The organism is Kribbella sp. NBC_00662, from assembly GCF_041430295.1.
GTDB lineage: Bacteria > Actinomycetota > Actinomycetes > Propionibacteriales > Kribbellaceae > Kribbella.
On record NZ_CP109029.1, the window covers coordinates 3,115,979 to 3,141,824 of the forward strand.

At 67.8% G+C, this 25,846-nt stretch carries 29 protein-coding genes; 11 read left to right on the forward strand and 18 right to left on the reverse strand.

The window, feature by feature from the left end; genetic code table 11:
• Positions 1-30: 30 nt before the first annotated feature.
• Positions 31-645 carry a hypothetical protein gene (locus OHA10_RS15800; protein ID WP_371406964.1) on the reverse strand — a complete coding sequence of 205 codons (615 nt, stop codon included), beginning with the start codon at positions 643-645 and terminating at the stop codon, positions 31-33.
• A gap of 105 nt (positions 646-750) precedes the next feature.
• Here OHA10_RS15800 and OHA10_RS15805 point away from each other — a divergent pair, with 105 nt between their 5' ends.
• Positions 751-1,311: a hypothetical protein gene (locus OHA10_RS15805; RefSeq protein WP_371406965.1), complete on the forward strand. Its 561-nt coding sequence runs from the start codon at positions 751-753 to the stop codon at positions 1,309-1,311.
• Positions 1,312-1,414: 103 nt separating this feature from the next.
• Here OHA10_RS15805 and pstB read toward each other — a convergent pair whose 3' ends face one another.
• The 9 genes from pstB to OHA10_RS15850 form a co-directional block, all read right to left on the reverse strand.
• Positions 1,415-2,191 (reverse strand): phosphate ABC transporter ATP-binding protein PstB, encoded by a 777-nt coding sequence (gene pstB, locus OHA10_RS15810; RefSeq protein ID WP_130446274.1) that lies wholly within the window; start codon positions 2,189-2,191, stop codon positions 1,415-1,417.
• A 22-nt stretch (positions 2,192-2,213) separates the two neighbouring features.
• Positions 2,214-3,134: a phosphate ABC transporter permease PstA gene (pstA, locus tag OHA10_RS15815; RefSeq protein ID WP_371406966.1), complete on the reverse strand. Its 921-nt coding sequence runs from the start codon at positions 3,132-3,134 to the stop codon at positions 2,214-2,216.
• The gene (gene pstC / locus OHA10_RS15820) at positions 3,131-4,123 is read right to left on the reverse strand and encodes a phosphate ABC transporter permease subunit PstC (protein WP_371407948.1); all 993 of its coding nucleotides are present in this window, start codon (positions 4,121-4,123) and stop codon (positions 3,131-3,133) included. Before pstC ends, pstA begins: the two co-directional genes overlap by 4 nt.
• A 387-nt stretch (positions 4,124-4,510) precedes the next feature.
• Positions 4,511-5,623, reverse strand: a complete 1,113-nt coding sequence (gene pstS / locus OHA10_RS15825; protein WP_371406967.1) for a phosphate ABC transporter substrate-binding protein PstS — start codon at positions 5,621-5,623, stop codon at positions 4,511-4,513.
• A gap of 219 nt (positions 5,624-5,842) precedes the next feature.
• The gene (locus tag OHA10_RS15830; protein ID WP_371406968.1) at positions 5,843-7,126 is read right to left on the reverse strand and encodes a hypothetical protein; all 1,284 of its coding nucleotides are present in this window, start codon (positions 7,124-7,126) and stop codon (positions 5,843-5,845) included.
• Positions 7,127-7,210: 84 nt separating this feature from the next.
• Positions 7,211-7,675 (reverse strand): bifunctional nuclease family protein, encoded by a 465-nt coding sequence (locus OHA10_RS15835; protein WP_166679510.1) that lies wholly within the window; start codon positions 7,673-7,675, stop codon positions 7,211-7,213.
• A gap of 158 nt (positions 7,676-7,833) precedes the next feature.
• Positions 7,834-8,712, reverse strand: a complete 879-nt coding sequence (locus tag OHA10_RS15840; protein WP_371406969.1) for an NUDIX domain-containing protein — start codon at positions 8,710-8,712, stop codon at positions 7,834-7,836.
• A gap of 30 nt (positions 8,713-8,742) precedes the next feature.
• Positions 8,743-10,830 (reverse strand): RNA degradosome polyphosphate kinase, encoded by a 2,088-nt coding sequence (locus tag OHA10_RS15845; protein ID WP_371407949.1) that lies wholly within the window; start codon positions 10,828-10,830, stop codon positions 8,743-8,745.
• Between the two features lie 185 nt (positions 10,831-11,015).
• The gene (locus OHA10_RS15850) at positions 11,016-11,198 is read right to left on the reverse strand and encodes a hypothetical protein (RefSeq protein WP_371406970.1); all 183 of its coding nucleotides are present in this window, start codon (positions 11,196-11,198) and stop codon (positions 11,016-11,018) included.
• A 447-nt stretch (positions 11,199-11,645) separates the two neighbouring features.
• On the opposite strand from OHA10_RS15850, the gene OHA10_RS15855 reads away from it, so the two are divergent.
• Positions 11,646-12,359 carry an alpha/beta hydrolase gene (locus OHA10_RS15855; RefSeq protein WP_371406971.1) on the forward strand — a complete coding sequence of 238 codons (714 nt, stop codon included), beginning with the start codon at positions 11,646-11,648 and terminating at the stop codon, positions 12,357-12,359.
• Positions 12,360-12,364: 5 nt separating this feature from the next.
• Here OHA10_RS15855 and OHA10_RS15860 read toward each other — a convergent pair whose 3' ends face one another.
• From OHA10_RS15860 to mshD, 3 genes are all read right to left on the reverse strand, one after another.
• Positions 12,365-13,297: a PKD domain-containing protein gene (locus tag OHA10_RS15860; protein ID WP_371406972.1), complete on the reverse strand. Its 933-nt coding sequence runs from the start codon at positions 13,295-13,297 to the stop codon at positions 12,365-12,367.
• Positions 13,294-13,716, reverse strand: a complete 423-nt coding sequence (locus OHA10_RS15865; RefSeq protein WP_371406973.1) for a DUF6318 family protein — start codon at positions 13,714-13,716, stop codon at positions 13,294-13,296. Before OHA10_RS15865 ends, OHA10_RS15860 begins: the two co-directional genes overlap by 4 nt.
• 411 nt (positions 13,717-14,127) lie before the next feature.
• Complete coding sequence (gene mshD, locus OHA10_RS15870) at positions 14,128-15,036, reverse strand: mycothiol synthase (RefSeq protein WP_371406974.1); 909 nt, start codon at positions 15,034-15,036, stop codon at positions 14,128-14,130.
• A 134-nt stretch (positions 15,037-15,170) separates the two neighbouring features.
• Between mshD and OHA10_RS15875 the strand changes: the two genes are divergently transcribed.
• Entirely contained in the window at positions 15,171-16,997 is a 1,827-nt protein-coding gene (locus OHA10_RS15875) for a bifunctional UDP-sugar hydrolase/5'-nucleotidase (RefSeq protein WP_371406975.1), read from the forward strand.
• Positions 16,998-17,158: 161 nt separating this feature from the next.
• On the forward strand, positions 17,159-17,467 hold the full coding sequence (locus OHA10_RS15880) for a hypothetical protein (protein ID WP_371406976.1): 309 nt from the start codon (positions 17,159-17,161) through the stop codon (positions 17,465-17,467).
• Positions 17,468-17,477: 10 nt separating this feature from the next.
• Here OHA10_RS15880 and OHA10_RS15885 read toward each other — a convergent pair whose 3' ends face one another.
• Positions 17,478-18,185 carry a winged helix-turn-helix domain-containing protein gene (locus OHA10_RS15885; RefSeq protein WP_371406977.1) on the reverse strand — a complete coding sequence of 236 codons (708 nt, stop codon included), beginning with the start codon at positions 18,183-18,185 and terminating at the stop codon, positions 17,478-17,480.
• 161 nt (positions 18,186-18,346) lie between these two features.
• Between OHA10_RS15885 and OHA10_RS15890 the strand changes: the two genes are divergently transcribed.
• On the forward strand, positions 18,347-18,586 hold the full coding sequence (locus OHA10_RS15890; RefSeq protein ID WP_371406978.1) for a MoaD/ThiS family protein: 240 nt from the start codon (positions 18,347-18,349) through the stop codon (positions 18,584-18,586).
• A 111-nt stretch (positions 18,587-18,697) separates the two neighbouring features.
• Complete coding sequence (locus OHA10_RS15895) at positions 18,698-20,062, forward strand: hypothetical protein (RefSeq protein ID WP_371407950.1); 1,365 nt, start codon at positions 18,698-18,700, stop codon at positions 20,060-20,062.
• Here the strand turns inward: OHA10_RS15895 and OHA10_RS15900 are convergent.
• Genes OHA10_RS15900 through arfB form a run of 4 tightly spaced genes read right to left on the reverse strand, consistent with a single transcriptional unit; the run spans position 20,025 to position 22,281 of the window.
• A complete protein-coding gene (locus OHA10_RS15900; RefSeq protein ID WP_371406979.1) occupies positions 20,025-20,636 on the reverse strand; it encodes a hypothetical protein in 612 nt (203 codons plus the stop codon). The two genes, OHA10_RS15895 and OHA10_RS15900, sit on opposite strands and share 38 nt — an antisense overlap.
• On the reverse strand, positions 20,633-21,199 hold the full coding sequence (locus OHA10_RS15905) for a hypothetical protein (protein ID WP_371406980.1): 567 nt from the start codon (positions 21,197-21,199) through the stop codon (positions 20,633-20,635). The genes OHA10_RS15900 and OHA10_RS15905 overlap by 4 nt, the downstream gene beginning before the upstream one ends.
• On the reverse strand, positions 21,196-21,825 hold the full coding sequence (locus OHA10_RS15910; RefSeq protein WP_371406981.1) for a hypothetical protein: 630 nt from the start codon (positions 21,823-21,825) through the stop codon (positions 21,196-21,198). The genes OHA10_RS15905 and OHA10_RS15910 overlap by 4 nt, the downstream gene beginning before the upstream one ends.
• Before the next feature lie 30 nt (positions 21,826-21,855).
• Complete coding sequence (arfB, locus tag OHA10_RS15915) at positions 21,856-22,281, reverse strand: alternative ribosome rescue aminoacyl-tRNA hydrolase ArfB (RefSeq protein WP_371406982.1); 426 nt, start codon at positions 22,279-22,281, stop codon at positions 21,856-21,858.
• A 25-nt stretch (positions 22,282-22,306) separates the two neighbouring features.
• On the opposite strand from arfB, the gene OHA10_RS15920 reads away from it, so the two are divergent.
• The 5 genes from OHA10_RS15920 to OHA10_RS15940 all read left to right on the forward strand — a co-directional run bounded on the left by OHA10_RS15920 (position 22,307) and on the right by OHA10_RS15940 (position 25,844).
• Positions 22,307-22,720, forward strand: a complete 414-nt coding sequence (locus tag OHA10_RS15920) for an HIT family protein (protein ID WP_371406983.1) — start codon at positions 22,307-22,309, stop codon at positions 22,718-22,720.
• Positions 22,721-22,765: 45 nt separating this feature from the next.
• Positions 22,766-23,197 (forward strand): thioredoxin family protein, encoded by a 432-nt coding sequence (locus tag OHA10_RS15925; RefSeq protein ID WP_137252491.1) that lies wholly within the window; start codon positions 22,766-22,768, stop codon positions 23,195-23,197.
• A gap of 61 nt (positions 23,198-23,258) precedes the next feature.
• Complete coding sequence (locus tag OHA10_RS15930; protein ID WP_371406984.1) at positions 23,259-24,263, forward strand: RDD family protein; 1,005 nt, start codon at positions 23,259-23,261, stop codon at positions 24,261-24,263.
• 273 nt (positions 24,264-24,536) lie between these two features.
• On the forward strand, positions 24,537-24,983 hold the full coding sequence (locus OHA10_RS15935) for a DUF4395 domain-containing protein (RefSeq protein ID WP_137252493.1): 447 nt from the start codon (positions 24,537-24,539) through the stop codon (positions 24,981-24,983).
• Positions 24,984-24,995: 12 nt separating this feature from the next.
• Positions 24,996-25,844: a sulfurtransferase gene (locus OHA10_RS15940; protein WP_371406985.1), complete on the forward strand. Its 849-nt coding sequence runs from the start codon at positions 24,996-24,998 to the stop codon at positions 25,842-25,844.
• The last annotated feature ends 2 nt before the right edge of the window (positions 25,845-25,846 follow it).

A 25,846-nucleotide genomic window follows, 5' to 3' on the forward strand; every position in this document is an offset into this window, starting at 1 on the left:
GCGGGGCCGCGCGGCCCCGCGACGAACACGTCAGTTGGACGCGAGACCGATGATGTAGAACAGCAGCCCGAGGCCGGTCAGGGCGGCGCCACCGATCCACGCAACCTTCGCCAGCGTGTCGGAGCGGCCCTGCTCACGGAACTTGCCCTGGGCAATCAGCCCGAGCACGATCGAGGCCGGCGTACAGATCACCAGGCAGACGATGCCGATGATCGCCAGCGTCTGCGGGGTGTTGTTCTGCGGTACGGCGCCGCCGCCGTACCCGTAGCCGGACTGCCCGTACGCGCCGTACTGGCCGGGCTGCTGACCGTAGGCGCCCGGCTGCTGCTGGCCGTAACCGCCTTGCTGGCCGTAGCCCTGCTGCTGTCCGTACTGACCGGGCTGCTGCTGGCCGTACTGACCCGGCTGACCCGGGTACTGCGACTGGCCGTACCCCGGCTGCTGCTGGCCGTACTGCCCGGGCTGGCCAGGCTGCTGACCGTACTGGCCCGGCTGGCCGTACTGTCCCGGCTGCTCAGGCTGGCTCTGGCCGTACGGATTCGGCTGACCGTACTGGCTCGGCTGTTCACCCGGGGTCTCGGGAGTGTCCTGCGGCCGGTTCTGGTCGTTCTGGTCGTCGCCGGGAGGTGGCGTCGGAGTGCTCACCGCGGTTCCCTTCTGAGAACGTCGAGGAATCCCCGAAGGCTATCTTTTCCACAGGTTCGCGGTCACGTCCCCACACCGGTCCGTGGAACCCTTAGGGTCTCGTCTGTGACTGAGACCCCTCGTGAACCCGCGCCCGGTCAGGGCCCTGGCGGCGATCCCGACCGCCATCTCCCGGTGCAGTACCCGACGCCGCCCACTTTCGAGGCCGCCCCGCAAGCCCAGCCTGGTCCGTACGGGATGCAGCCAGGTGCGTTCCCGCCGCCGGTCGGCGGTCAGTACCAGCAGCAGCCGCCCCAGCAGCCGCTGATCGCCCTGCCGGCCGGTCCGGTGCTGGTGACGATCGGCGACATCTCCGTGGAGCAGCAGCGGATCGTGACGCCGGCCGGCGTACTGCCCACGCACGGGACGAACTGGTCGGCAATGGACATGTCGCGGACCGAGGAGAAGATCCCCGGCTGGGCGATCGTGCTCGCGATCATCTTCGCGCTGGCCTGCCTGCTCGGCCTGCTTTTCCTGCTGTGCAAGGAGCGCCGGACCACCGGTTTCGTCCAGGTCACCGTGCAGAACGGCAACCGCACCCACAACACCCACGTCGGCGTGAGCTCGCCGCAACAGGTCGCCGACGTGCTTGCCCGGGTCAACTTCGCCCGTTCGCTCTGCGTCTGAACGCCGACGGCCGCCGCGACGAACCTCGTCGCGGCGGCCGGAAGCACAGCCTCGTACAGCGTCGTACGGCGTCGTACAGCGTCGTACGGTGTCGTACGGGGGATCAGCCGAAGCGACCCGTGATGTAGTCCTCGGTGGCCTTCTCCGTCGGGTTGGAGAAGATCTGCTTGGTCGGGGCCATCTCGATCAGCCGGCCTGGCTTGCCGGTCGCGGCCAGGTTGAAGAACGCGGTCTGGTCCGAGACCCGGGCCGCCTGCTGCATGTTGTGCGTGACGATGACGACCGTGAACTGGTCCTTCAGCTTCTCGATCAGGTCCTCGATCGCCAGCGTGGAGATCGGGTCCAGGGCCGAGCACGGCTCGTCCATCAGGATCACCTCGGGCTCGACCGCGATCGCCCGGGCGATGCAGAGCCGCTGCTGCTGACCGCCGGACAGACCCGCGCCGGGCTTGTCGAGGCGGTCCTTGACCTCGTTCCACAGGTTCGCGCCGTGCAGGGACCGCTCGACCACCTCGGTCAGCTTCTTGCGGTCCTTGACCCCGTTCAGCTTCAGGCCGGACGCGACGTTGTCGAAGATCGACATCGTCGGGAACGGGTTCGGCCGCTGGAACACCATGCCGACGACCCGCCGGACCGCGACTGGGTCGACGCCGGAGGCGTACAGGTCCTGCTGGTCCAGCATCACCTTGCCCTCGACCCGGGCGCCGGGGATCACCTCGTGCATCCGGTTCAGGGTCCGCAGGAACGTGGACTTGCCGCAGCCGGACGGGCCGATGAACGCCGTGACCGAGCGGGGCTCGACCGTCATCGACACGTCCTCGACGGCCTTGAAGTCGCCGTAGTAGACGTTGAGGCCGCTGACCTCGATGCGCTTAGCCATATCGACTCAGAACCTCTCGTGACTATTTCGACTTGATGGCGCTGAACCGGGCGACGAGCCGGGCCAGCACGTTGAGGACAAGGACCAGCAGGATCAGCGTCAACGCGGCCGCCCAGACCCGGTCCGCGGCCGGCTGCAGCGCCAGCTCGGTCCGGTCCTGGTTGATCATCGTCGGCAGCGCGCCCATGAATCCGTTGAACGGGTTCAGGTTGATGTTCTTCGAGTAGCCGACCAGGATCAGCAGCGGCGCGGTCTCACCCATCACCCGGGCCAGACCGAGCATCACGCCGGTGACGATGCCGCCGAACGCGGTCGGCACGACCACCTTCATGATCGTCTTCCACTTCGGCACCCCGAGCGCGTACGACGCTTCGCGCAGTTCGTCCGGGACGAGCTTGAGCATCTCCTCGGTGGACCGCAGGACGACCGGGAGCATCAGCAGCACCAGGGACAGCGACACCGCGAAGCCGACCCGGTTGAAGCCGAAGATCGTGATCCAGACCGCGTAGATGAACAGCGCGGCGACGATCGACGGGACACCGGTGAGGATGTCGATCATGAAGCTGACCACCCGCGCGGCCTTGGTGCCCTTGCCGTACTCGACCAGGTAGACCGCGCCGAGGACGGCGATCGGTACCGCGATCACCGCGGTGATCAGCGACATGATCAGCGTGCCCATGATCGCGTGGTACGCGCCGCCGCCTTGGCGCCGGACGGTGATACCGCGCTGCGACTGGCTCCACCAGTCTGCGCTCAGCAGCAGGTGGTAGCCCTTGCTGATCACGGTCCCGAGGATCCACAGCAGCGGGATCATCGCGATCACGAAGGCCAGCACGATCAGCACGGTGGCCAGCGTGTTCTTGAAGGCGCGGGCGCCGGACTTGCCGGTCAGATCCAGCGCCTGACCGTCGTACGCCGGCTTGTTCTCCGTGATGGCGGTCATGAGGACGCTCCTTGGGCTGCTGCACCGGCGCGGCGGTTGCGACGGGAACGCCGGCCGCCGGGGCCACTGCGGTCGACGATGATCCGGGCCGCGGAGTTGACCAGGAACGTGACGACGAACAGGACCAGGCCGGCCGCGATGTAGGCGCCGGTCTTCTCCGGCGAGTCGAACTCGGCGGCGTTGTTGGCGATCTTCGATGCGAACGTCTCGCCACCGGCGAAGATCGACGAGTTCCACGGGTCGTTGCCGTTCGGCACCGACAGGATGATCAGTACGGCGACGGTCTCACCGAGCGCGCGGCCGAGACCGAGCATCGATGCGCTCACCACGCCGGAACGCCCGTACGGCAGGACCGACATCCGGATCATCTCCCACTTGGTCGCGCCGAGTGCCAGCGCGCCCTCACGGTGTGCGATCGGGGTCTGCGCGAAGATCTCCCGGCTGATCGCGGTGACCACCGGCAGGATCATGATCGCCAGGACGACGGAGGCCGTGAAGACCACGCCGACGTTGTCGCCCGGCGGCTTCTCGAACAGCGGGATCCAGCCGAGTGCGTCGGACAGGCCGTTGATCACCGGCAGCAGGATCGGGGCGAAGAACAGGATGCCCCACAGGCCGTAGATGATCGACGGCACCGCCGCCAGCAGGTCGACGGCGTACGCGACCGGCTGGGCCAGCCGCTTGGGGGAGTAGTAGGTGATGAACAGCGCGACGCCGATCGCGATCGGGACCGCGATCAGCATCGCGATGATCGAGCTGATCACGGTGGTGTAGAACATCGCGGCGATGCCGAACCGGGGGTCGTCGCCACCGGGCTCCCAGATCCGGGAGAACAGGAAGCTGCTCTTGTCGTCGGCCAGCGCCGGGATCGCCAGTGCCAGCAGGAAGATGCCGACGAACGCGACGATCAGCACCACCAGGCCGCCGGAACCGTGGGCGAACCCGCTGAACAGGCGGTCGCCGAGATGGCCGACCGGGCCGAGCTCCATCTTCTTGTCCGGCTCCTTGTCCGGATCCGCCTCGACGGCGGAGGTCGCCCCCGCGGACTCGGGGCCGGACTCGGTCATCACTTCGGTGGTCTCCGCCGCTTCGTGCTCGGCGTGTTCTTCGGCCAGGCCCTCGAACCGCGGAGTCGGTCCCGCGTCGTCGTGGACCAGATCCTCGATCTTGGGTTGTTCCTGTCCGGCGGCCGTGCCGTCCGGCCGGTCGGGCGGTGCCGTGCCGTCTGGACTACTCATCGATGGTGCTCCAAGCGCCTGGGTCGTGATCTGTCACGTCTGGATCTGACGAGGCGAGCCCCGGCCGTCCTCCGATGAACAATCGGACCGCCGGGGCTCGCATCAGTTACTGCTTCGAGGTCAGCTGATCGCCCTGACTCAGCTGATCGCCTGGATGGCGGACTCGACCTTGGTCTGGATCTCGGCCGGGAGCGGCGCGTAGTTGAGGTCGGTCAGCGAGGCCTGGCCGTCCTTGCTGACGAAGTAGCTCAGGAAGCTCTTCACCAGCGCGGTCTTCTCGGCCGGGAGACCCTTGGTGCAGGCGATCTCGTAGGTGACCAGGATGATCGGGTACGCACCCGGGGCCTTGGTCGCGTAGTCCAGCTTCAGGGCCAGGTCGGACCCGGTGCCGGCCGGCTTCGCGGCGGCCAGCGCCTTACCGGCGGAGTCGGCGGTGAGCTCGATCGGGGTGCCCGAGCCGTTGTCGATCTGCGCGATGGTCAGCTTGTTGTCGACGGCGTACGACCACTCGACGTAGGTGATCGAGTTCTTGGTGCTCTTGACGCCCTCGGCGACACCCGCGGACTTCTCCTTGCCGGCGCCGGTGCCGGTCCACTTCTTGGCCGGCTCACCGGTCCAGGCGCCACCGCCCGAGGCCTTCAGGTACTTGGTGAAGTTCTCGGTGGTGCCGGACTCGTCCGAGCGGAAGAAGACCGAGATCGGAGCCGACGGGAAGGTGACACCCGGGTTCAGCTTGGCGATGGCCGGGTCGTTCCAGGTCTTGATGGTGCCCTGGAAGATCTTCGCCGCGGTCGGGCCGTCGAGGACGAACTTGTCGACACCGTCGACGTTGATCGCGATCGCGACCGGGCCGATCACCATCGGCAGGTCGATGGCCGGGTTGCCCCCGCAGCGCTTGGTGGCGGCGGTCATCTCGTCGGGCTTCAGCGCCGAGTCGGAGCCGGCGAAGTCGACCTGGTTCGCGTTGAACTGCTTGACGCCCGCACCGGAGCCGGTCGGGTTGTAGTTCACCGTGACGTCGGCGCACTTCTCGTTGTACTTGCTGATGACCTCGTCGATTGCGTTCTTCTGCGCCGAGGAGCCCTCAGCGTTCAGCGTGCCCTGCGGGCAGTCCGCACCGGCGGACGACGTCGAGGAGTCAGGGCTCGAGGAGCCGGACGGCTCGGGGTCACTGCCACAGGCGCTCAGAGCGAGAACGCCGAGGGATGCCACGGCGACGGAGCCGACGCGGAGCAGGCGATTGACGGACACGAGAATGTTGCCCTTCTGCGGGAATCAGACTTCTTGAACTTCCACAGACGGTAGGGAGAGCAGGTGACCGACCGGTCCGTCGCTGGTGAACGAGCGGTGAACGGTTCCGGTAGCGTGTGCGACGCCTGGCGTGCCGACAGGCAGCCATTAGGTGAACTGAGTTAAGAGCCGTCACACCCTGTCGATGTAAACGGCCGTTGGCTCACGCTTCGGTAACGCTCAGCGCACCGTCAACGCGAACGATCGACTGCCCGTCGTCTGGATCGGCAGCCCGTAATACGTCATCCCCGGGACGGCAACACGGTACTGCGTGGTCGTGCCGCGCCCGGCGGCCCGGATCGACATCGTTGCCTTACCTTTAGCAATCGGCACCGTCAGCACGCTGCGCCAGTACTTGCCGTCCCAGCGCTGCAGCGCGCCCTTCACGGTCCCACCCGGCTTCACGTCCACGGTCAGCTTCACCATCTGCCCGACCTGCGCGGTCCTGACGTTGAACCCGGCAACGGCGAAGTCCGCGAGCGTCGGGATGTACTTCGTGCCCGAGAACGCCATTGCCGTGACGATCGAATAGCCCTTCCAGGCCGGGGCGTAGAAGCGGTACTCGCGACCGCCGACCGCGACCGGTTGGGCCTCGAATCCGTACAGGTCGAGCGAGGTGTAGCGCCCGGCGTACTCCCAGGGCTTGGCAGCGCTCGCCCTGGTCTGCATCGTGACCGGAATCCCGGCGCCGCCGAACAGCCGGCCCTTGCCGCAGTTGCCCGGGTCGTCGCAGAGCAGCGCGCCGGCGATACCGGAGATCGTCATCGGCTTGCCGAAGACGCCGTACGCCGGTCCGGCCTTGAGGCCGAACTTCATGTCCGTGTAGTAGACGTCGTCGGGCGCCATCCCGCCCCACTCGTTCGTCGCTATCACCCGGGTCGACTGCGGACGCGGGCGCGGCGGCACAACCGCCGTGGTGGTGCCGAACGGGTGCGAGAACTGTTCCGTCTGGTCAGCGGGCAGGGACCACACCTTCACGATGTCCTCACCGACCTTGCCGACCGGCAGGTCCAGCGGGTCGCCGGGGGTGTTGTCCTTCGGAGCCGGCGGGTTGGTCCAGGTGAGCCGCAGTGATCCGTCCGCCTGCGGAACAGCGGCGGTCACCGTCGGTGCCGCGGGGATGCTCGTGTCGAACCAGGGTGAGTACGCGGCGGCGCTGTCACCGGTCGCGTCGGTCGTCACCACGGCGACCCGTGCGGTCTTCCCCGACTGCACTACCCAGCGATGGTTGAATTCGTTGTTCGGGGCAGCGAGCCAGTCCATCGGAGCCGTTCCGTCCTGGTACTCGATGCGCAGCTTGTTGGAGGCTCCGGTATCCGTCCACTGCACCCGCATCAGGCTGGTCGCCGGATCCGACCAACTGACCTGCACAGCGGTCGGCGGCGGTGGTGCGGCGTGAGCCATGGTGGTCTGGAGTGCGCCGAGCAGTACGGCGGTGGTCGCGGTGGCGACGATTCTGCGCATGTCGGAGTCCCCCAGGTGAACGGCGCCTGGAGGTCACCCCTGCCACCAGTGCGCCGTCGGATCGTAGCGCACGGGGCGCACGGCTCAGCTGGAGAAGTCCTCCGGGGCGACGCTGTCCAGGAACTGACGGAAGCGTTCGAGCTCGGCCTGTTCTTCCTCGGGGGTGGCGATACCAGCCTCGCGGAGCACCTGTTCGGTGCAGCGGATCGGCGTACCGAGGCGGACGGCGAGCGCGACCGAGTCGCTCGGTCTGGCGGACACGCGAGCGCCGTTGGCGAGCACGAGTTCGGCGTAGAAGACGGCGTCGCGCAGTTCGACGATCTCGACGGCCTCGATGTGCACGCCGAACGCCTCGATCAGGTCACGCATCAGGTCGTGGGTGAGCGGCCGCGACGGGCGCAGGCCCTGCTCCTCGTACGCGATCGCGGTCGCTTCGACCGAGCCGATCGAGATCGGCAGGTAGCGGTAGCCCTCGGTCTCGCGCAGCATCATCACCGGGGCCCGGTTGGGCGATTCCATCCGGATCCCGATCAGTGTCAGTTCTCGCATCATCGTCATGGTGCGCCCCGAACCTCTCCTCAGACCGGCACCCGGTGGGGCGCCGGTTCCTCGGGTAGGAACATACCCGTCACCTCCAGTGTCACCCGGCTGCCCCTTCGGCTGTGCCTGGATCGTCACCGAGCCGTGTCGCAGCGCTACAAAGTCGCTCAGGGCGCTCTGAAGCGCTCGTGCACCAGACGGCCGTCAGCGAGCCGGTGTGCAACCAGGAAAGCACCTGTGGAGAACTTGCCCACCTTCAGTCCCAGCTCCCGAGACAGTGTCGGCAGCACCGGCCGGTGCGAGCAGACGACCGTCACCTTCCCCGGTCTCCACACCCGCTCCGCCAGACCGCGCAGGCCGTCCGGGTCCGCGTCGTACCCTCGCTCGGAGATCTCCGGCCAGAGGTGGATGTGCCGGTCGATGGAGGCGGCGTACGGCGTCACCGTGGCCACGCACCGCTCCGCGTCGCTGCTCGTGATCCGGTCCGCACCCAGAGCGGCCAGTACGTCGGCCAGCCGCTCGGCGACCGCCGTACCGTTGCTGGTCAGCGGGCGGACCGTGTCCTTACCGTCCCAGTCCTTCCGCTTCACCGCCTCCGCGTGCCGGACCACGACCACCGTGGACACCACGGGCACGGCATGCTCCAGTGCGTCCAGGATGTCCACGTCACGCGGGTAGCTGAGCTTGTTCCGCGCCTTGTCGACCGGAAGCCAGCTGATCTCGTCGACCTCGTCGTTCGGCTCGAAGCCGGCCTCGTTCAGCGGTACGGCGGACCAGTAGTGGACCAGCTTCTCGGCGGTGCCGCCGTTCTTGCGGACCGTGTACCGCTGGACGCCGAGCGGGGGACCGAGCAGGACCTGGACCCCGGTCTCCTCCTCGATCTCCCGGCGGGCCGCGAGCAGCACGTGCTCGTGCGCGGTGAGCTTGCCCTTCGGCAGGGACCAGTCGTCGTACCTGGGACGGTGCACCAGCAGCACCTCACGGGTGCCGCGGCGCTCTCGCCAGACGACACCACCCGCGGCGATAACGGTCGCCGGGTTGCTCATGACTTCACCTTAGGAAATGTGCCCCGCCGATTAGCTGACGGGGTCGATCGCGCGGCGGCGTCCGCGGGTCGCGATCAGCCGCTCCTGCAGGTCGCGCAACGGCTGTCCGTCCGGTCCGTTCAGCCGCGGCTCCCAGCTGTCGTCCTCCTGCAGCCACCAGGAGCCGGTGGTCTCGTCCATCGCCAGGTCGAACATCTCGCCCAGCTCGATGACGTGGTCGGGCTCCTTCAGTTGCACGAGCACCTCGACCCTGCGATCCAGGTTGCGGTGCATCAGGTCGGCCGAGCCGATCCACACCTCCGGCTCACCGCCGTTCTCGAACAGGAACACGCGGCTGTGCTCGAGGAAGCGGCCGAGGATGCTGCGGACGCGGATGTTCTCCGACAGCCCCGGTATGCCAGGACGCAGCGTGCAGATGCCGCGGATCCAGAGGTCAACGGGTACGCCGGCCTGCGACGCCCGGTACAGCGCGTCGCACAGGGCCTCGTCGACCAGGCTGTTCACCTTGATCCGGATCCGGGCGGGGCGTCCGGCGTGGTGGTGCTGTACTTCCCGTTCGATCCGCTCCAGGAGTCCTCGCCGTACCGACTGGGGCGCGACCAGGATCCGCCGGTACCCAGCGCTGCGGCCGAATCCGGACAGGTGGTTGAAGAGCAGTGCGACGTCCTCGGTGACCACCTTGTCGCTGGTAAGCAGTCCGAGGTCCTCATACAGCCGGGCCGTCTTCGGGTGGTAGTTGCCGGTCCCGATGTGCGCGTAGCGGCGCAGGCCGTCGGGCTCGTCGCGGACGACCATCGAGAGCTTGCAGTGCGTCTTGAGACCGATCACGCCGTACACGACGTGGCAGCCGGCATGCTCGAGCTGACGGGCCCACTTGATGTTCGCCTGCTCGTCGAAGCGGGCCTGGATCTCCACCAGCACCAGGACCTGCTTGCCGGCCTCGGCCGCGTCGATCAGGGCGTCGACGATCGGCGAGTCACCGCTGGTCCGGTACAGGGTCTGCTTGATCGCGAGCACGTGCGGATCGGCGGCCGCCTGCTCGATGAAGCGTTGGACGCTCGTGGAGAACGAGTCGTACGGGTGATGGACCAGCACGTCGCGCTGCTTGAGCGCGTGGAACATGTCGGCCGGGTTGGCCGTCTCCACCTCGGCCAGGTGCGGATGCGTCGACGGCACGAACCCGGGGTACTTCAGCTCGGCCCGGTCCAGGCTGGCGATCGTGAACAGGCCGCGCAGGTCCAGCGGGCCGGGGAGCTCGAACACCTCGGCCTCGGTGACGCCCAGCTCCGACAGCAGCAGCGCCCGCACCTGCGGGTCGATCGACTCCTCGACCTCGAGCCGGACAGGCGGACCGAACCGGCGGCGGAGCAGCTCCTTCTCGAGCGCTGCCAGCAGGTTCTCCGCGTCGTCCTCCTCGACCTCGAGGTCCTCGTTGCGGGTGACCCGGAAGGTGTGGTGCTGGGTGACCTCCATGCCCGGGAACAGCTGGCCCAGGTGCGTCGCGATGACGTCCTCGAGCGGGACGAATCGGCCTTCGGCGACGTTCACGAACCGCGGCAGCAGCGGCGGAACCTTGACCCGGGCGAAGTGTTCGCCACCGGTGTCGGGGTTGCGGACCACGACCGCGAGGTTGAGGCTCAGGCCGGAGATGTACGGGAACGGGTGCGACGGGTCGACCGCCAGCGGCGTCAGCACCGGGAAGACGCGGTCCCGGAAGAACCGGGTCATGTCCTCGCGCTCGGTGTGCTGCAGCTCGTCCCAGCGGAGGATCTCGATGCCCTGGTCGACCAGCGCCGGCTGGACGGACTTGCGCCAGGTCTCGGCCTGGCGGTCCATCAGCTCGCGGCTCCGGGCCAGACTGCGGTCCAGGACCTCACGGGGGAGCAGGCCGCTGGCCGCCCGCACCGCGACGCCGGCCGCGATCCGGCGCTTCAGACCGGCGATCCGGACCATGTAGAACTCGTCCAGGTTGCTGGCGAAGATCGCGAGGAACTTGGCCCGCTCGAGCAGCGGGATCCGCTCGTTCTCGGCGAGCTCGAGGACGCGCTGGTTGAACGCGAGCCAGCTCAGCTCCCGATCGGAGAACCGGTCAACTGGAAGATCGCCGGCCGCACTGATGTCGTACGGCGGCTCGACGTCGTACTCCCGGTTGTGGGATGCCAGCAAGTCTCCAGCCACGCTGACCAGGATCGCACCCTTTGGTGAACTGTGGGTAGCCGTCCGCGCGTTGGCCGATGTGACTTTTTTCGTTGCCTGCGGACCACTTCCGAAGGCCGCGGTTGCTAGCGTCACTCCTTGTGAACTCACGACTGGATTCGGTACTGCGTGAAACGGTGACCGCCGCACAGGCCAACGTGCTGACCCCGCTGTACGCCCTCCCCGCGCCCCTCCGCCGCCGCCTGGCCGGCGCCCCGATCCAGATCGACGGCAACCTCCTCGACCCGGACCTGCAGCTGCTCGTCCGCATCGACAACCTGTTGCCCCACACAACCAAGTCCGACGCGGCCACCGCCCGCGCCCACTTCCGCAACCTCTGCAAACTGATCCCCGGCACTCCCGCCGAACTACAACGAGTAACCGACCTGACAGTCCGAGGCGCCGCCGGCCAACTGGGCGCCCGCCTGTACATCCCCCGCGGCCTACGCGCCTCGCGCTCAAGTTCCACCTCGGGCGTGACCTCGGGCTATGGCTCGGGCTCCAGCGCGGGCTCGGGCTTGGGGTCCGGCTCCGCCTCGGACTACAGCTCCGCCTCGGGCTCCGACGCGGGCTTGGACCATGGCTCAGGCGTGGCCGCGGGCTCGGGCTCGGGCGTGGGCTCCGGCTATGGCTCAGGCTCCGGCCTGGGCTTGGGCTCCGGCGCGGGCTTGGGCTCAGCCTCGGACTCCGGCTCCGGCTCAGTCTCGGGTTCGCGCTCCGGGGCTGGCGTGGATGGAGTGGGTCGCGGGCTGCTGGTTTTCTTCCACGGTGGCGGCTGGGTCGTCGGCGACCTCAACACCCACGACGCCCTCTGCCGAGCGATCGCAGCGGACGCCGGGATCCGCGTCCTCTCAGTCGACTACCGTCTAGCCCCCGAGGCCCCCGCACCAACCGCCGCCGAAGACGCGATCGCCGCGTTCACCTGGGCAGTCGAGCACGCCGAAGACCTAGGCGTCGACCCAGACCTCATCGCAGTCGGCGGCGACAGTGCAGGCGGCAACCTCGCCGCAGTAGTAGCCCAGCAGACCGTATGGCGAGGCCTCCCGCACCCAGCCCTCCAGGTCCTCCTCTATCCGGCAGTCGACCTGGTAGCCCGCCGCCCCAGCCGAGACCTCTTCTCCGAAGGCTTCATCCTCAGCGAGAACGACATCATCTGGTACCGCGACCACTACACCCCCGACCCCACCCTCCGCCCCGACCCGATCGTCTCCCCCATCCGAGCCAAGAACCTCACCGGCCTCCCACCGACATACCTAACAACAGCCGGCTTCGACCCCCTAAGAGACGAAGGCCTCGAATACGCCGAAGCCCTCCGATCCGCCGGCAACCGCCTAACCCACGTCCCCCACCCCACCCTCTGCCACGGCTACGCCAACCTCCTAACCATCCCCGGCAAAATCCGCGAAGCCCACACCCACCTGACCAACCACCTCAGAAGCGCCCTGTACTAAACACCTCAGCGACCAGGATCAACGAGCACCGGCACGGCTTCCCGAACCATGAGCGGCGTGGCCGGACCCGTGACTGGGATGGTGCCGTCGACGTACTGCCAGCCCGTTCCGGCGACGTTGAAGCGGGCCGCATAGTTAGTCGTCAGCGTGAGCCTGACATCACCACGCTTCATGTACTTGTGCGTGATCTCCTTGGACGGATACGGCTTCCCCGGCGTACTCGTCGTCAACGCAGGACTGCCGTCGCCGAAATTCCAGGTATAGCTGATCGGCGTTGCCTGGACCGTGACGGGAAATCCGAGCAGGGTGATATTCGCCGTCGAGACCTTGTTCTCGTCTGTGTAGACGATCGTGTCCAGGTTCACGAGCGTCCGACCATCGGGCTGAACCTTCACCCGCAGTCCCGGGAAGACCACATCCTTGGTCTCCGACTGGATCTGCTCCCACTTAACGTCTTGCGGCCGCGGTCGTACGACCTGGGGTGGCACCGTCCGTCGCGTCGGCTTCGTGTCGTCCGGAGGCTCGTCGCGGGTGCAAACATTTGGGCCTTCAACCCTTCCCTGCATCTCCAAGGGTTTGCACATGCCGACGTTCATTCGGAGGTCACGGCGTGCGGCAGGTTGAGACCGGTCATCTCGGGGCGGCCGGCCGCTGACTCTCGTCGAGGCGGGTTTCGTGGTTTTCGGCTTTCCCGGCAACACCTCATTGAGCCGAGACCTTTGGTCGCGCCGCGTGCTTGTGATGCGCACTCGATCCCGCTCCGGCGAGGCGGTGGTTGTCGGGTTTCCCCTCGACGGCTTCGCGTGAGTGGGCTGCGGAGCCGGTGGGGCAAGCACGGAGCCGGGCGCGTGTCCCGACACAGCATGCGCGCCGTTGCCAAGCAGGGTCATCGGACCAGCCAGTGCGCCGATGAGCAGGATCCTTGCGACGTTCGTCATTGGCGATCTTCGAGCTCGATCTCGAACATTACCCAGTTTCCTTTGCTCGGAGAGAGCGCGACCTGCTCGGTGTATTTAGCCGCCTTACTGGTTGCCGGTTTGGCGGACGGAGAGGTCTGTGTCGTATAGACCCCTACGGTGACAGCCGCCGAGCCGCGTAGACGGCCGGCCGTTCCGCGGATCAGTTCGCTTACCTCGGTCACACGCTCCAGATAGTCCCCACTGAGGCCGCCGTTCGAGCCATTGACCTTCTTGGCGAAATCGGCGTATTGCTTGCAGCCCACGCAGCCGGCGTCGCTCGCGGCCAGCAGCGGAGCGCCGTCACCGGTTTGCGAGGCGTAGTTCATCAGGTCGATGTAGTGACGAATGAACGCCTCGGCGGCAGCCAGTGAGAGACCGTTCGCGGCCGCAGGCCGCACAGGAAGATTCGGCGGCGTAACGCTCGACTGGGTGCTCGACGACGCCCCACGTGTGTCCGAAGCTTCCGCCGTCGAGGTTGGTGGGGCCGTGTTCGGGCGGCCTGCTTCGGGGCTGCCCTTGCCGCAGGAAGTGAGAAGCGCTGTGGCGCATAGGCAGGCCAGGAGCGTTCGGATTGGCCTGTTGCGGTGTGTCACGAGTGTCTGCCCTCCGTAGTCGAAAAGATCGTAACGGGGGTTGGGCTCGGGGGTTGGTGGGAGAAGGTGTGGCTGTGGATAACGCGGTTGGGGCCAGGAGCCGCCCGGCTGGGGGGTTAGAGGCTCGGACGGCTCCTGGTGGTGGTGGGACGGGCGGGAGGGGGAGTTATGACGCCAAGTGAGGGGTTGGCTTCGGTGTGAGGTCGTTCACAGGGGTCATGCGGGGGCGTACTGGACGTCCAGAGCGGCTGTGGTGAAGCCGAGGGATTCGTAGAGGGCTCGGGCTGCGGTGTTGGTGCCGTCTACATAGAGGACGATCGAGTCGAGGCCGCGGTCCTCCTGGAGGTGGTGGAGGCCCTGGAGGGTCAGGGCCTTGCCCAGGCCGGAGCCCTGGTGGCTGGGGGAGACGCCTACTACGTAGACCTCGCCAATGCCGTCCTCGACTTTCGTCCAGTGGAAGCCGGCCATGGCGTCGGTGGTCGAATCGACGGCCAGGAAGAAGCCGTTGGGGTCGAACCACGGTTGCTGGAAGCGTTCGGTCAGGTCCTCGGCGGTCCAACCGCCCTGCTCGGGATGGTCGGCGAACGCGGCCGCGTTGACCTCCAGCCAGGCTGCGTCGTCCTGCCCTGGGACAAACGTGCGTACTGCGATCCCGTCGGGCCAGACCGGTTCCGGCAGCGAACCCCTGGTACGCCGGAGGAAGTACAGCTCGCGTGTTACCTCGAGGCCGAGCCGCTGGGCCAGCTCGTCCGAGCCTGGCAGTCGTCCGTGCGCCCACACGCGAGTGCGGGAACCGCCATGGTCGAGCAGCATGCGCAGGAGCGCCGTACCGAAGCCCTGCCGTCGGAAATGGGGTGCGACGACGAGCTCGGCCGAGCCGTCGGGGGACAGGGAGGCGTACCCGACGAGGTTGCGGGCGCTCTGCAGGCCGGTGACCTCGATCGTGCCGGGATCGCCTTCGTACGCGAGGACGTGGACGTCGTCGGGGTGCTCGCCGTCCAGGTGCAGCAGCGTGCGTTCGGAGAGCGGGTTGACGCCGTCGCTGTGTGCTGCGGCGCGGGCGAGTTCCGTGACGGCGGCCGCGGTGGCCGGGGGCAACGGTGAGGGAACGGCTTCGAGGGTCACCCGAATACCGTAAAAGGTCCGGTTCAGTTCATGCTCAGGTCCTGGCCGGGCCACGCCGATCCGGGTAGTTTTCGCGGCACTGCGGGGGATTTCGCCCTCGCGGCGACCGAGACGACGGACCAGACGGAGTTGACATGGCCCTGACAGGACGAGACAAAGCGCGGCTGGGGGGACGGCGAGCGGTCGGACTGCTCGCCGCCGGGACGGCCGCGGTGCTCGCCTTGGCCGCGGGGGGATCCGTGAGCCAGGCGGCCGGCACGACGCCGGCGCAGGCGGCGCAGGAGTCGCAGACCGCCGCGCAGGCGAAGAAGCCGAAGCCGACGCACACCCAGATCCAGCTGCTCGCGATCAACGACTTCCACGGCAACCTGGAGCCGGCGACGGGTTCCGGCGGCAACATCAACGGCATCCCGGCAGGCGGCGCGGCGTACCTCGCGACGCATCTGAAGGACCTGCGGGCCGCCGCGAAGGCGAAAGGCCAGGACTCGGTCACGGTTGCTGCCGGTGACCTGATCGGCGCCTCGCCGCTGCTGTCGGCCGCGTTCCACGACGAGCCGACGATCGAAGCGCTGAACGGGATGGGCCTCGAGGCTGCTTCGGTGGGCAACCACGAGTTCGACGAGGGCTGGCACGAGCTGCTCCGGATGCAGACCGGCGGCTGCCTGCCGGACGGCGACGGGCAGAACAACCAAAACTCCTGCCCGGATCCGAAGCACCCGTTCACCGGAGCCAAGTTCAAGTACCTCTCGGCGAACGTGTTCTTCACCAACACCCAGAAGACCCTGTTCGCGCCGTACACGATCAAGACCTTCGATGACGGCCAGAAGGTCGGCTTCATCGGCATGACGCTGGAGAACACGCCGAACATCGTCACCAAGTCCGGTGTCGACGGCCTGACCTTCAAGGACGAGGTCGAGACGGCCAACGCGCTGGTCCCGGTGCTGAAGAAGAAGGGCGTGAAGTCGATCGTCGTGCTGCTGCACGAGGGCGGTTTCCCGGCCGACCCGAAGGCGTACAACAGCTGCCCGGGCATCTCCGGCCCGATCGTCGACATCAACGCCGGCCTGGACCCGGAGATCGACGCGATCATCTCCGGCCACACCCACACGGCGTACAACTGCTCCCTGACGGACAAGGCCGGTAAGCCGCGGCTCGTCACCAGCGCGTCGTCGTTCGGCCGCCTGGTGACCGACGTCCGGCTGAGCATCGACAACGCGACCGGCGACGTCGACCGGGTGAACACGCTGGCGAACAACCAGATCGTCACCCAGGACGTGGTGCAGGACCGCAAGACCGCCGAGCTGATCACGAAGTACAAGACGCTGGTCGCGCCGATCGAGAGCAAGGTGATCGGCCACATCACCACGCCGTCGGTGGTGCGGACTCCGGACGACTCGCTCGAATCCCCGCTGGGCAACCTGATCGCCGACGCGCAGCTGGCGGACCCGTCGGTGGTGTCCGGCGGGAAGGCGCCGGTCGCAGCGTTCATGAACCCGGGCGGTATCCGTGCGGATCTGGCGTCGACCGGCGGTGCGGTCACGTTCGGGCAGGCGTTCACCGTGCAGCCGTTCAACAACTTCCTGGTCTCGATGGACATGACCGGGACGCAGATCAAGACGCTGCTCGAGCAGCAGTTCTCCGGGGTGAACGGCCCGGAGGCGGCGAAGTACAAGGTGCTCCAGGTGGCGGGCATCACCTACACCTGGAACCCGGCGGCCGCGGCGGGCTCGAAGATCGTCGCCGGCTCGATCAAGATCGGCGGACAGCCGCTGGTGGACGGTACGTCGTACCGCATCGTCACGAACAACTTCCTCTCCGACGGCGGTGACGGCTTCCCGGCCTTCACCACCGCGACGAACAAGGTGTTCGGCGGTCTCGACATCGACGCGTTCGCCAGCTACCTGACCGCGCACGACCCGTACACCCCGGTCGCCACCGATCGGATCTCGATCGGCTCCTGACCCCTGGACGCCTGACCGGGCACGGTCCCGGCGTACCCCAGCCGGTACGCCGGGACCACCGGGACCACCGGGACCACCGGGACCACCGGGACCCCGACGGTTTTTCGATCCGCGAAAGCTTTTGATACCTTGCGTACTCAGGCTTTTACGGAAGGTGAGCGATGGCGCACGTTGCTCCGACCTCGCATCGACGGGCCAGTCGCTCGTCGCACGGCGGGCATCGCAGCGGTGATGGGCCGATCCAGACCACCAGCTGGCTCGGGTTGACGTTTGCATTCGTCGTGGGGCTGGTGCTGACCGCCCAGTCGCACGTTGGCGTTCACGCCGCCGGGATCACCTTGCTGGTGATGCTGGTGCCGATCACGATCGGGACGTTCGTGGTGGCATTCCGGCAGGGCATCGGGTCCTGGAAGGCGGCGCTGTTCACTGCGGCCGCGCTTGCGGTGACCCTGCTGAAGTTCCTGTTCTGAGCGGTCGAGTTCAGGCCTTCGCCTCAGCCGGCTCACGCGTGCTGGGCGGTACGACGAAGCGGTAGCCGACGTTTCGCACGGTGCCGATCAGCGACTCGTGCTCCGGGCCGAGCTTCGCGCGCAGGCGGCGTACGTGGACATCGACCGTCCGGGTGCCGCCGAAGTAGTCGTAGCCCCAGACCTCCTGCAGCAGTTGCTCGCGGGTGAACACACGGCCCGGGTGCTGCGCCAGGAACTTGAACAGCTCGAATTCCTTGTAGGTCAGATCAAGCGCCCGCCCGTTGAGCTTCGCCGTGTACGACGCCTCGTCGATCACGACGTCACCGCTGCGGATCAGCGTGGACTCGGGCTCATCGTTGCGGGTCGCGGCCAGACGGCCGATGACGAGTCGCAACCGCGCCTCGATCTCGGCCGGGCCGGCGGTGTCGAGCAGTACGTCGTCCGCGCCCCAGTCGGCGTTGACGGCGGTCAGACCGCCCTCGGTGACGACCAGGATGAGCGGTACGTCGATGCCGGTCGTGCGGATCAGCCGGGAGGCGCTGCGCACGGCGACCAGGTCGCGGCGGGCGTCGAGCAGCACGGCGTCAGCGTCCGGGGCGTCGACCAGCGCGGCGACCTCGGGCGGCAGGATCCGGATCTGGTGCGGGAGCAGGGCGAGCGACGGCAGCACCTCGGTAGAGGCCTGCAGGGCGTTCGTCAGCAGAAGCAACGTGCTCACGCCGTCTCCTTGTGCTGATCATCGGATCTCAAGCATGCGATCCGGTCCTCGTGCACGGCAGGCCCCGACGGCGTCGTTGCCGGGGGCCTGAGACACACTGGGCATAACAGCAAGCTGACATAATAGCCGAAGACTTAACCGATTAGTGAGGCGCCGACCAGATGCCGGAAGTGACCATCAGGTACTTCGCTGCCGCGCGTTCAGCCGCCGGGGAGTCCTCGGCGACTGCCGAGGCGGGCTCGATCCGCGACCTGGTCAGCGCTGTTTCGTCCGACCGGCCGGAGCTGGCGCGGGTGCTGTCGATCTGCACCTTCCTGCTGGACGGCGAGCGCGCCGACCCGGCCACGCCGCTGCGGCAGGGCGCTCTGGTCGACGCGCTGCCCCCCTTCGCCGGAGGCTGACCAACCCGGCGGACCGCTGACCGACCCGGCCGGCGCGCGCCCGACCCGGCCGGCGGGCGAACTCCACGGACAACGGCGAGCTTCCCGACGGGTAGATTCGTCGCCGTGGCGATGGAGTCGGGGACGCTACTCACTACGGTGGGCCGCGCGGGGGTCCTGTTCGGCAAGGCCTGGCCGCGCCTGTTCGCGGTGTTTCTGGTCGCGCAGCTGGCACACCGGGGTCTGCAGTGGGTCGCGGTGCAGGCAGGCGCCAAGGCGGAGGCCGCCGGCATCGCAGTACTCGCTCTGCTCGTCGTCGTGTCGCTCGCGATGTACGTCGGCATGTTCCTGGTACTGCGTGGCGAGCTGCCCTTCCACAGGCGGGCCGTTGCCGAAGGCACTCTTGCTCCCGACGGCATGGCGCCCGGTAGCGAGCACAAGCCGCTCGATGCGCTCGCTGCGGCACTGCTCCCGTTCCTGGCGTTCTACGCGGCGTACAAGTTCCTGCAGAACGAGGCGCTCGATTACGAGTACCAACTGGCCGTCCACAAGGTCAACGAGACCGCTGCGACCGTTCTGACCGGCGGTACGGTGCCGCAGCCGTCGGACGGCCTGCAGTCGCTGTCCACCTGGTTGTTCCTCGGCCTCGGCATCACGGCGTACCTGCTCCGCTTCGTGTTCAAGAAGTGGAAGAAGGAGAAGGAAGGGCCGGTCCGCAAGCTGTTTGTCACGTACCTCGAGGCGCTGTGGATCTTCGTGGTGGTCTACCAGGCGACATCGGTCATCCCGCCGCCGATGACCTGGCTGAAAGAGCGCGTGGTCTGGCGGTGGCTGCACGACGGGTACAGCTGGGTGCTCGACCACGTGCTCGGTGTCGACCAGGTCCGCGAGGTGTGGGACGCAGTCACCGGATTCATCGCGGCCGGCATCGGCGACCTTTGGAACGCCGCAGTACTCCCGCTGATGTGGATCACGATGACCGCCGTCATCTACGGCCGCGTGGTGCAGAAGCTCGACGCACCACGCTGGCGGTTCGACCGGATCACGCACCGCTGGCAGCAGACGCCGCGACTCGTCCGCATCGCCGGGAACTCGGTGGTCTCCGACTGGAAGGACCGCTGGATCCCGGTCGCCAATGCGTTCCGGCTGGTCGCCCGCTCGGGACTGCGGCCGATGCTGGGGTACTTCCTGGCCTGGGCGGTCGTCACGTTCGCGGCCAGCGCGGTGTGGATCGTGCTGAAGCTGTGGGTGCTCGGTCCGCACACGCTGCAGTTCTGGCAGGTCATCGACGAGCCACTGAACCTGCTCACCGACGGCCTGAAGATCTCGCTGCAGGTCAGCCTCCTCGCCGCGGCGTACGACCGGATGATCGGCGGACTGGCCGGCTACCTGACCCCGCGGACCAGGGCGGTCCACGAGCAGCCGGCCGGCGACCATGGCGTCACCGACCTGAGTGCGGCTACCTCGGGAATGCCAGGTACTGAGGGAGCTTCGTAGCAAACGTGATCGTCGGCTGCACGCTCGCAGCGACGGAGGAGGGTACGACGAACACCGCGACCGTCTCGAACGGCTTCCCGGCCACCGGCTTCAGGTAGTACTGCGCCAACGGTCCGCGCCAGCTCTCCGGCTTGTCGTCGTACCCGCCGGTGCAGCCCGTCGGACGGTCCTGGTAGTCGTCCGCGACCACGGTGTCGTCCCAGATGCGGCCGTCCGGTCCACGCAGATGCAGCTGGCATCCGCCGAGCCCGTCTAGCGCGGACAGCTGATTGACCTGGATCCGGTAGTACACCCGGAGCCGAGTGGTCCCCTCCGGCAGGGCAGCTTGGCCCGTATCACCAGCCCGCACCGGATGCGGGTCCCGCTCGACGCTGGCGCCGTACCAGATCGCACCGTTGTACGACGTGCCGCCGGCCGACACGACGACCGGATCGCGGGGCTCAGCGTCGTACCAGGACTTGTAGTCGCTCCGGGTCGTCCACCAACCGGCGAGCGGGATCGCCAGCACCAGCGTGCCCAGCGCCGCGGTGTTGGCGCGGAACCAGCCGCGGCGGGCCCGGCGTGCGCCGCTCATGTGTCGCTCGCTGGGGTCAGCGCCACGACGTCCTGGACCTTCGCAGCGTCGGGGCCGAGCGGCACGGTGACCTGCGGCTCGAGGTCGTTCAGGATCGACTTCTCCATCACCAACAACGTTGCCCCCGGCACCTTGTCGGCCGGCATCTCGACCACGAACGAGCCGCGGACCGGGATGTCCGGCGAGAGCTCGCTGCCGGTCAGGTCGACCTGGTCGAGACCGTTGCGGTTGGCGCCGAGGTACGTGACGCCGTCGGACGACTTGATCCGGACGTTGGAGACGTGGATCGGTTCGCGGGTGGCGGTGACGGTCGCGTCGATCACCACGAAGTCGGTCAGCGAGTCCCGGTCCGGCGTCGAGTGCGGGATGCGGAGCTTCTTGCCGACGCGTACGTCGTTCACGGTCAGGTCGAACCGCGGCGTCTTGACCGTGCGGCCGACGATGCCCTGCACCGGAGTGGGGTCCTGGATGTCCTTCTGCGTCGGCGTGACGCGGTACAGGCCGACGATCGCGACCAGCACGGCGAGCGTGAGGCCGACGTTCAGGACCTTCCGCCCGTTCACTTCTTCGTCACCTTGACCGTGCTGCCGGCAACCACCTTGTCCGGCAGCCACTTCTCGTGGTGGTCGAGGATCGACTCGTCCTCGTGCTCGTAGCCCTGCACGGTCAGATCGACCTGCGTCGGGAGCTCAGTGGCCTTCGGCAACTTCCAGACGTACGCGACGTCCTCGGCGGCGTCCGGCGTGAGGACCGGGTTCATGGTCTCGTCACGGATGTTGGTGGTGCCGAGCGGCGGATCGGTGTCCTTCACTCCCGGTACGCCGATCAGCCGGATCAGGTCGGACGGTGGCGTCGTACCGGTGTCGTCGGTGACCTTCAGCTTGGTCACGACCGCGATCAGCGCACCGCCGTCGTCCGGGGTGAACAGCGGCTTCAGGTCCTTCACGGTGACGACGCGCTGGATCGTCACCTCGAACTGGCCGGCGTCGATCGCGGTGCCCGCGTCTACGTGCGGGGTCTCCGCGCCCGCCTTCTTCAGACCGCCGAAGGCCGCGGAGATCGCCAGCAGTACGACGGCAGCGCTGATCGACCAGGTGCGGACCGACCGGCCACGCACCTTCAGATCCTGGAACTCCGGGAGCTCTTCCGGCTCCTCTTGTTCCGACCCCCCGCTCCCCGTTTCCTGCACGCCGGAAGCGTAACCAGCGAAAGGTCCGCCTCAGTCGTCCGGGCGACCGCGCAGGCGCTTGGTCTGGCCGCGCCGCTTCTTGTCGTCCAAACGCCGTCGTACCGACGCTTTCGATGGCTTGGTGGGGCGCCGCTTCCGGGGCGGCGGGGCGATCGCCTCCCGCATCAGCGCGACCAGCCGCTCGCGGGCGGCCTCCCGGTTGCGCCACTGCGACTTGTACTCCGAGGCCGCGATCGTCACGACCCCGTCGACCAGCCGCGACTGCAGCCGCTCGAGAGCTCGGGCCTTCAGTGCGTCGCTCAGCGCCGTCGTACCCGCCACGTCGAAACTCAGCTCGACCCGGCTGTCCGTGGTGTTCACCGACTGCCCACCCGGCCCACTCGACCGCGAGAACCGCCACGCCAGCTCACCCTCAGGAAGCACCACCCCGGACCGCACCACCAACCCAATGTCCACACGCCAATTAAGACAGAATCACCGCATGAACGCCTGCGTGTTCTGCGACCTCATCACCACCGACTCACCCGACCTGCTCGTAAAAGAGGACGCCGCGGTCGCGTTCTTCCCCCTCCCCGGCGACGAGATCGCCCCGGGCCACACGCTGGTCGTCCCGCGCCGTCACACCACCGAAGGCGTGCTGGACGCCCAGCCTGCCGACCTAGCCCAGGTCATGGACCTGGCGCAGCGCCTGGCTCAGCGGATGATGGCCGGCCTCGGCGCAACTGGTGTCTGCCTGCTGAATGCCAGCGGGCCGGGCTCGGGCCGCAGCCTCGACCACCTGCACATCCACGTGGTGCCGCGGTACCCGGGCGACGGTGACGAGACGCTTCCCTGGCCGACCGGGCGCTCCCGGCACCAGCCGGCTGTGGACCTGTGGGCGGTTCTCAAGGGGTGAAACAGGTGGTTGAAAGGTGGATGAGGGGTCGTACCGTGGATAACTGTGAGTCTTGGTGTGTGGGTGCTCGTCGGGGCTGTGGCTGCCGGCGTGGTGCTCAGTGCGCTCAAGGCCTGGGTTGACGGGCGGTTCCGTGGGAAGAGCGAGGACGACGTGGAGCGGGTGACTGCCGCCGAGCTCGGCGAGGACCTGGGGGAGCGGGCGACGCTGCTGCAGTTCTCGTCGGCGTTCTGTGCGCCCTGCCGGGCGACCCGGCGGACGCTGGCCGAGGTCGAAGGCATGGTCGACGGAGTGCGGCATGTCGAGCTGGACGCGGAGTCCCACCTGGAGCTTGTCCGCCGGCTCGACATCCTGCGTACGCCGACCACGCTGGTGCTGGACAGCACCGGAGCCGTGGTGAAGCGCGCCAGCGGAGCACCACGCAAGCCCGACGTGATCGCCGCGCTGGCGACCGCGATCGACCGCCAGGCGAGCTGACGACCGTCCGGTACTTGCCACCGAATGGCGCATGCACCTGCGCGTAAGCAAGACTCTCCAGGTGAGCTCTCCAGCCGGTTGGTACGACGACCCCGCGGACCCGACCCAGCAGCGGTACTGGGACGGCAACACCTGGACGGATCAGCGCCGCGCGCAGCAGGGCCCACCGCCGTACCAAGGCCAGTACGGCGCCGCTCAGCACGGTCAGGTCTTCGGCGGCGGCGCTCCCCCGACCGAGCCGGCCCGTCCGGTGCAACCGCAGTACGGCCAGTACGCCCCGCCGCAGCAGCCCCAACAGCCGCAGTACGGGCAGTACGCCGGACCACAACAGCCGCAGCAGCCCCAACAGCCGCAGTACGGGCAGTACGCCGGACCACAACAGCCGCAGCAGCCCCAACAGCCGCAGTACGGGCAGTACGCCGGACCACAACAGCCGCAGTACGGCCAGCAGCCGCAGTACGGCCAGTACGGCCCGCAAGGCCCCCATCCGCAGCAGCAGGGCTACGGCTACCCGGGCAAGCGTCCGCACACCACTCCGGACGGTCAGCTGCTCTCGGGCTGGTGGCGCCGCGTGTTCGCGCGGATCATCGACTCGATCATCGTCGGCATCATCGGACTGCCGCTGACCGGCTACTTCTACTACCAGTACTCGCAGGTCCTCTGGGACTACTTCAAGACCACGCTGGACCAGGCCGAGGCCGGCACCCCGACGACCACGACCTCACTGCCGCCCGAGGTCTACAAGTGGATGATCCCGGCGGTTCTGATCGGTCTCCTGGTGTCGTTCGTCTACGAGTACCTGTTCCTGACCAAGAAGGGCGCCACCCCGGGCAAGATGGCACTCGGGATCGCGGTCCGGCTGCGGGACACGCCCGGACTCCCGCCCGGCGCGGCGGTCGCCAAGCGGTACGGCTTCGAGATGGCGCTCAGCGTGCTCGGCCTGATCCCGCTGATCGGCACCCTGGCCGGCTTCATCGCGCTGATCAACTACCTCTGGCCGCTCTGGGACGACAAGAAGCAGGCGCTGCACGACAAGGTAGCGGCGACCAACGTGGTTCGCGTCTGATACCACCATGTGATCAGTTGTCTCAAGTAATGGGACCACGGTCGGCAGGCCCGGCCGGGTTCCGTACGCTCGACCCGTGGTTTACACGACATGGCTGACGAAGCGCAGGGCAGTGGACAACTGCCGGGTGCGCTCATCGCTGTGTCGACGCCGCTGACCAGGCGGCGTCCCGAGCGCTGCGGAACCGGTCGCTGAGCACGGTTCCGCGTACGTCGCCTCCCCGCACACCCGGGCGGGTCCGGCTCGACAGCCCTCCTCCTCGCAGGAGTCGTCATGTCCGAATCATCGGCGGCACAGAAGGTTGATCCTCGCGGACTCCGGTTCGCGGCCGGGGTGACCACGGTCGTCCTGGCGTTGACGCTCGTACTGAACAACCCGTGGCCGCTGGCTGTGCAGGCCGTGGTGTTCGCGATCTCGGTCGCGTTCGGCGTGCAGGCCTCGCCGTACGGGCAACTGTTCAAGCGGCTGATCCGGCCCCGGATCGGTCCGCCCAAGGAACTGGAGGACGCGGCCCCGCCGCGGTTCGCCCAGCTGGTCGGCCTCGTCTTCGCGGTCGCCGGTCTGATCGGGTACCTGACCGGCGTCACCGTGCTGGGCGTGGTCGCCACCGGATTCGCCCTGGTCGCCGCGTTCGTGAACGCGGCCGTCGGGCTCTGCCTCGGCTGCGAGGCCTATCTGCTGATCCACCGCATTCGTACGCCAACCACCGCTACCAACTGAGAGGCAGCACACATGAGCAGGGAATCCGCGCTCGTCTCGGCCGACTGGGTCGAGGAGCACAAGAACGACGCCGGTGTCGTCCTGATCGAGGTCGACGAAGACGTCTCGGCGTACGACGCCGGCCACATCGCCGGCGCGATCAAGCTGGACTGGAAGGACGACCTGCAGGACGCGGTCCGTCGCGACTTCGTCAACCAGGAGCAGTTCAGCGCGCTGCTGTCCGAGCGCGGCGTGAAGAACGACGACACGGTCGTGCTGTACGGCGGCAACAACAACTGGTTCGCGGCGTACGCGTACTGGTACTTCAAGCTCTACGGTCACGGTGACGTCCGCCTGCTCGACGGCGGCCGCAAGCGCTGGGAGCTGGACAGCCGCGAGCTGACCGACGAGGTCGTCAAGCGGGACGCGACCGAGTACACCGCGAAGGCGCCGAACCTGGACATCCGCGCGTTCCGCGACGAGGTCAACGAGGCCATCGGCGTGAAGAACCTGGTGGACGTGCGGAGCCCCGACGAGTACGCCGGCCGGCTGCTCGCCCCGGCCCACCTCCCGCAGGAGCAGGCGCAGCGCGCGGGTCACATCCCGACCGCGGCGAACATCCCGTGGAGCAAGGCGGCCAACGACGACGGCACGTTCCGCGCCGACGACGAGCTGAAGCAGCTGTACGCCGACGCCGGCGTCGACTTCGGCAAGGACACCATCGCGTACTGCCGGATCGGTGAGCGCTCGGCGCACACCTGGTTCGTGCTGCACGAGATCCTCGGCCAGGAGAACGTGAAGAACTACGACGGTTCCTGGACCGAGTGGGGCTCGCTGGTCGGCGTACCCGTTGCCCTCGGCGACGAACCCGGAAAGGCCTGACA

What these genes read in the sequence shown, in the direction of transcription:
- pstB (WP_130446274.1), bottom strand. Translation starts at nt 2,191, where the DNA reads ATGGCTAAGCGCATCGAGGTCAGCGGCCTCAACGTCTACTACGGCGAC.
- pstA (WP_371406966.1), bottom strand. Translation starts at nt 3,134, where the DNA reads ATGACCGCCATCACGGAGAACAAGCCGGCGTACGACGGTCAGGCGCTG.
- pstC (WP_371407948.1), bottom strand. Translation starts at nt 4,123, where the DNA reads ATGGAGCTCGGCCCGGTCGGCCATCTCGGCGACCGCCTGTTCAGCGGG.
- OHA10_RS15830 (WP_371406968.1), bottom strand. Translation starts at nt 7,126, where the DNA reads ATGCGCAGAATCGTCGCCACCGCGACCACCGCCGTACTGCTCGGCGCA.
- OHA10_RS15835 (WP_166679510.1), bottom strand. Translation starts at nt 7,675, where the DNA reads ATGCGAGAACTGACACTGATCGGGATCCGGATGGAATCGCCCAACCGG.
- OHA10_RS15840 (WP_371406969.1), bottom strand. Translation starts at nt 8,712, where the DNA reads ATGAGCAACCCGGCGACCGTTATCGCCGCGGGTGGTGTCGTCTGGCGA.
- OHA10_RS15860 (WP_371406972.1), bottom strand. Translation starts at nt 13,297, where the DNA reads ATGACGAACGTCGCAAGGATCCTGCTCATCGGCGCACTGGCTGGTCCG.
- OHA10_RS15875 (WP_371406975.1), top strand. Translation starts at nt 15,171, where the DNA reads ATGGCCCTGACAGGACGAGACAAAGCGCGGCTGGGGGGACGGCGAGCG.
- OHA10_RS15880 (WP_371406976.1), top strand. Translation starts at nt 17,159, where the DNA reads ATGGCGCACGTTGCTCCGACCTCGCATCGACGGGCCAGTCGCTCGTCG.
- OHA10_RS15890 (WP_371406978.1), top strand. Translation starts at nt 18,347, where the DNA reads ATGCCGGAAGTGACCATCAGGTACTTCGCTGCCGCGCGTTCAGCCGCC.
- OHA10_RS15895 (WP_371407950.1), top strand. Translation starts at nt 18,698, where the DNA reads ATGGAGTCGGGGACGCTACTCACTACGGTGGGCCGCGCGGGGGTCCTG.
- OHA10_RS15900 (WP_371406979.1), bottom strand. Translation starts at nt 20,636, where the DNA reads ATGAGCGGCGCACGCCGGGCCCGCCGCGGCTGGTTCCGCGCCAACACC.
- OHA10_RS15920 (WP_371406983.1), top strand. Translation starts at nt 22,307, where the DNA reads ATGAACGCCTGCGTGTTCTGCGACCTCATCACCACCGACTCACCCGAC.
- OHA10_RS15935 (WP_137252493.1), top strand. Translation starts at nt 24,537, where the DNA reads ATGTCCGAATCATCGGCGGCACAGAAGGTTGATCCTCGCGGACTCCGG.
- OHA10_RS15940 (WP_371406985.1), top strand. Translation starts at nt 24,996, where the DNA reads ATGAGCAGGGAATCCGCGCTCGTCTCGGCCGACTGGGTCGAGGAGCAC.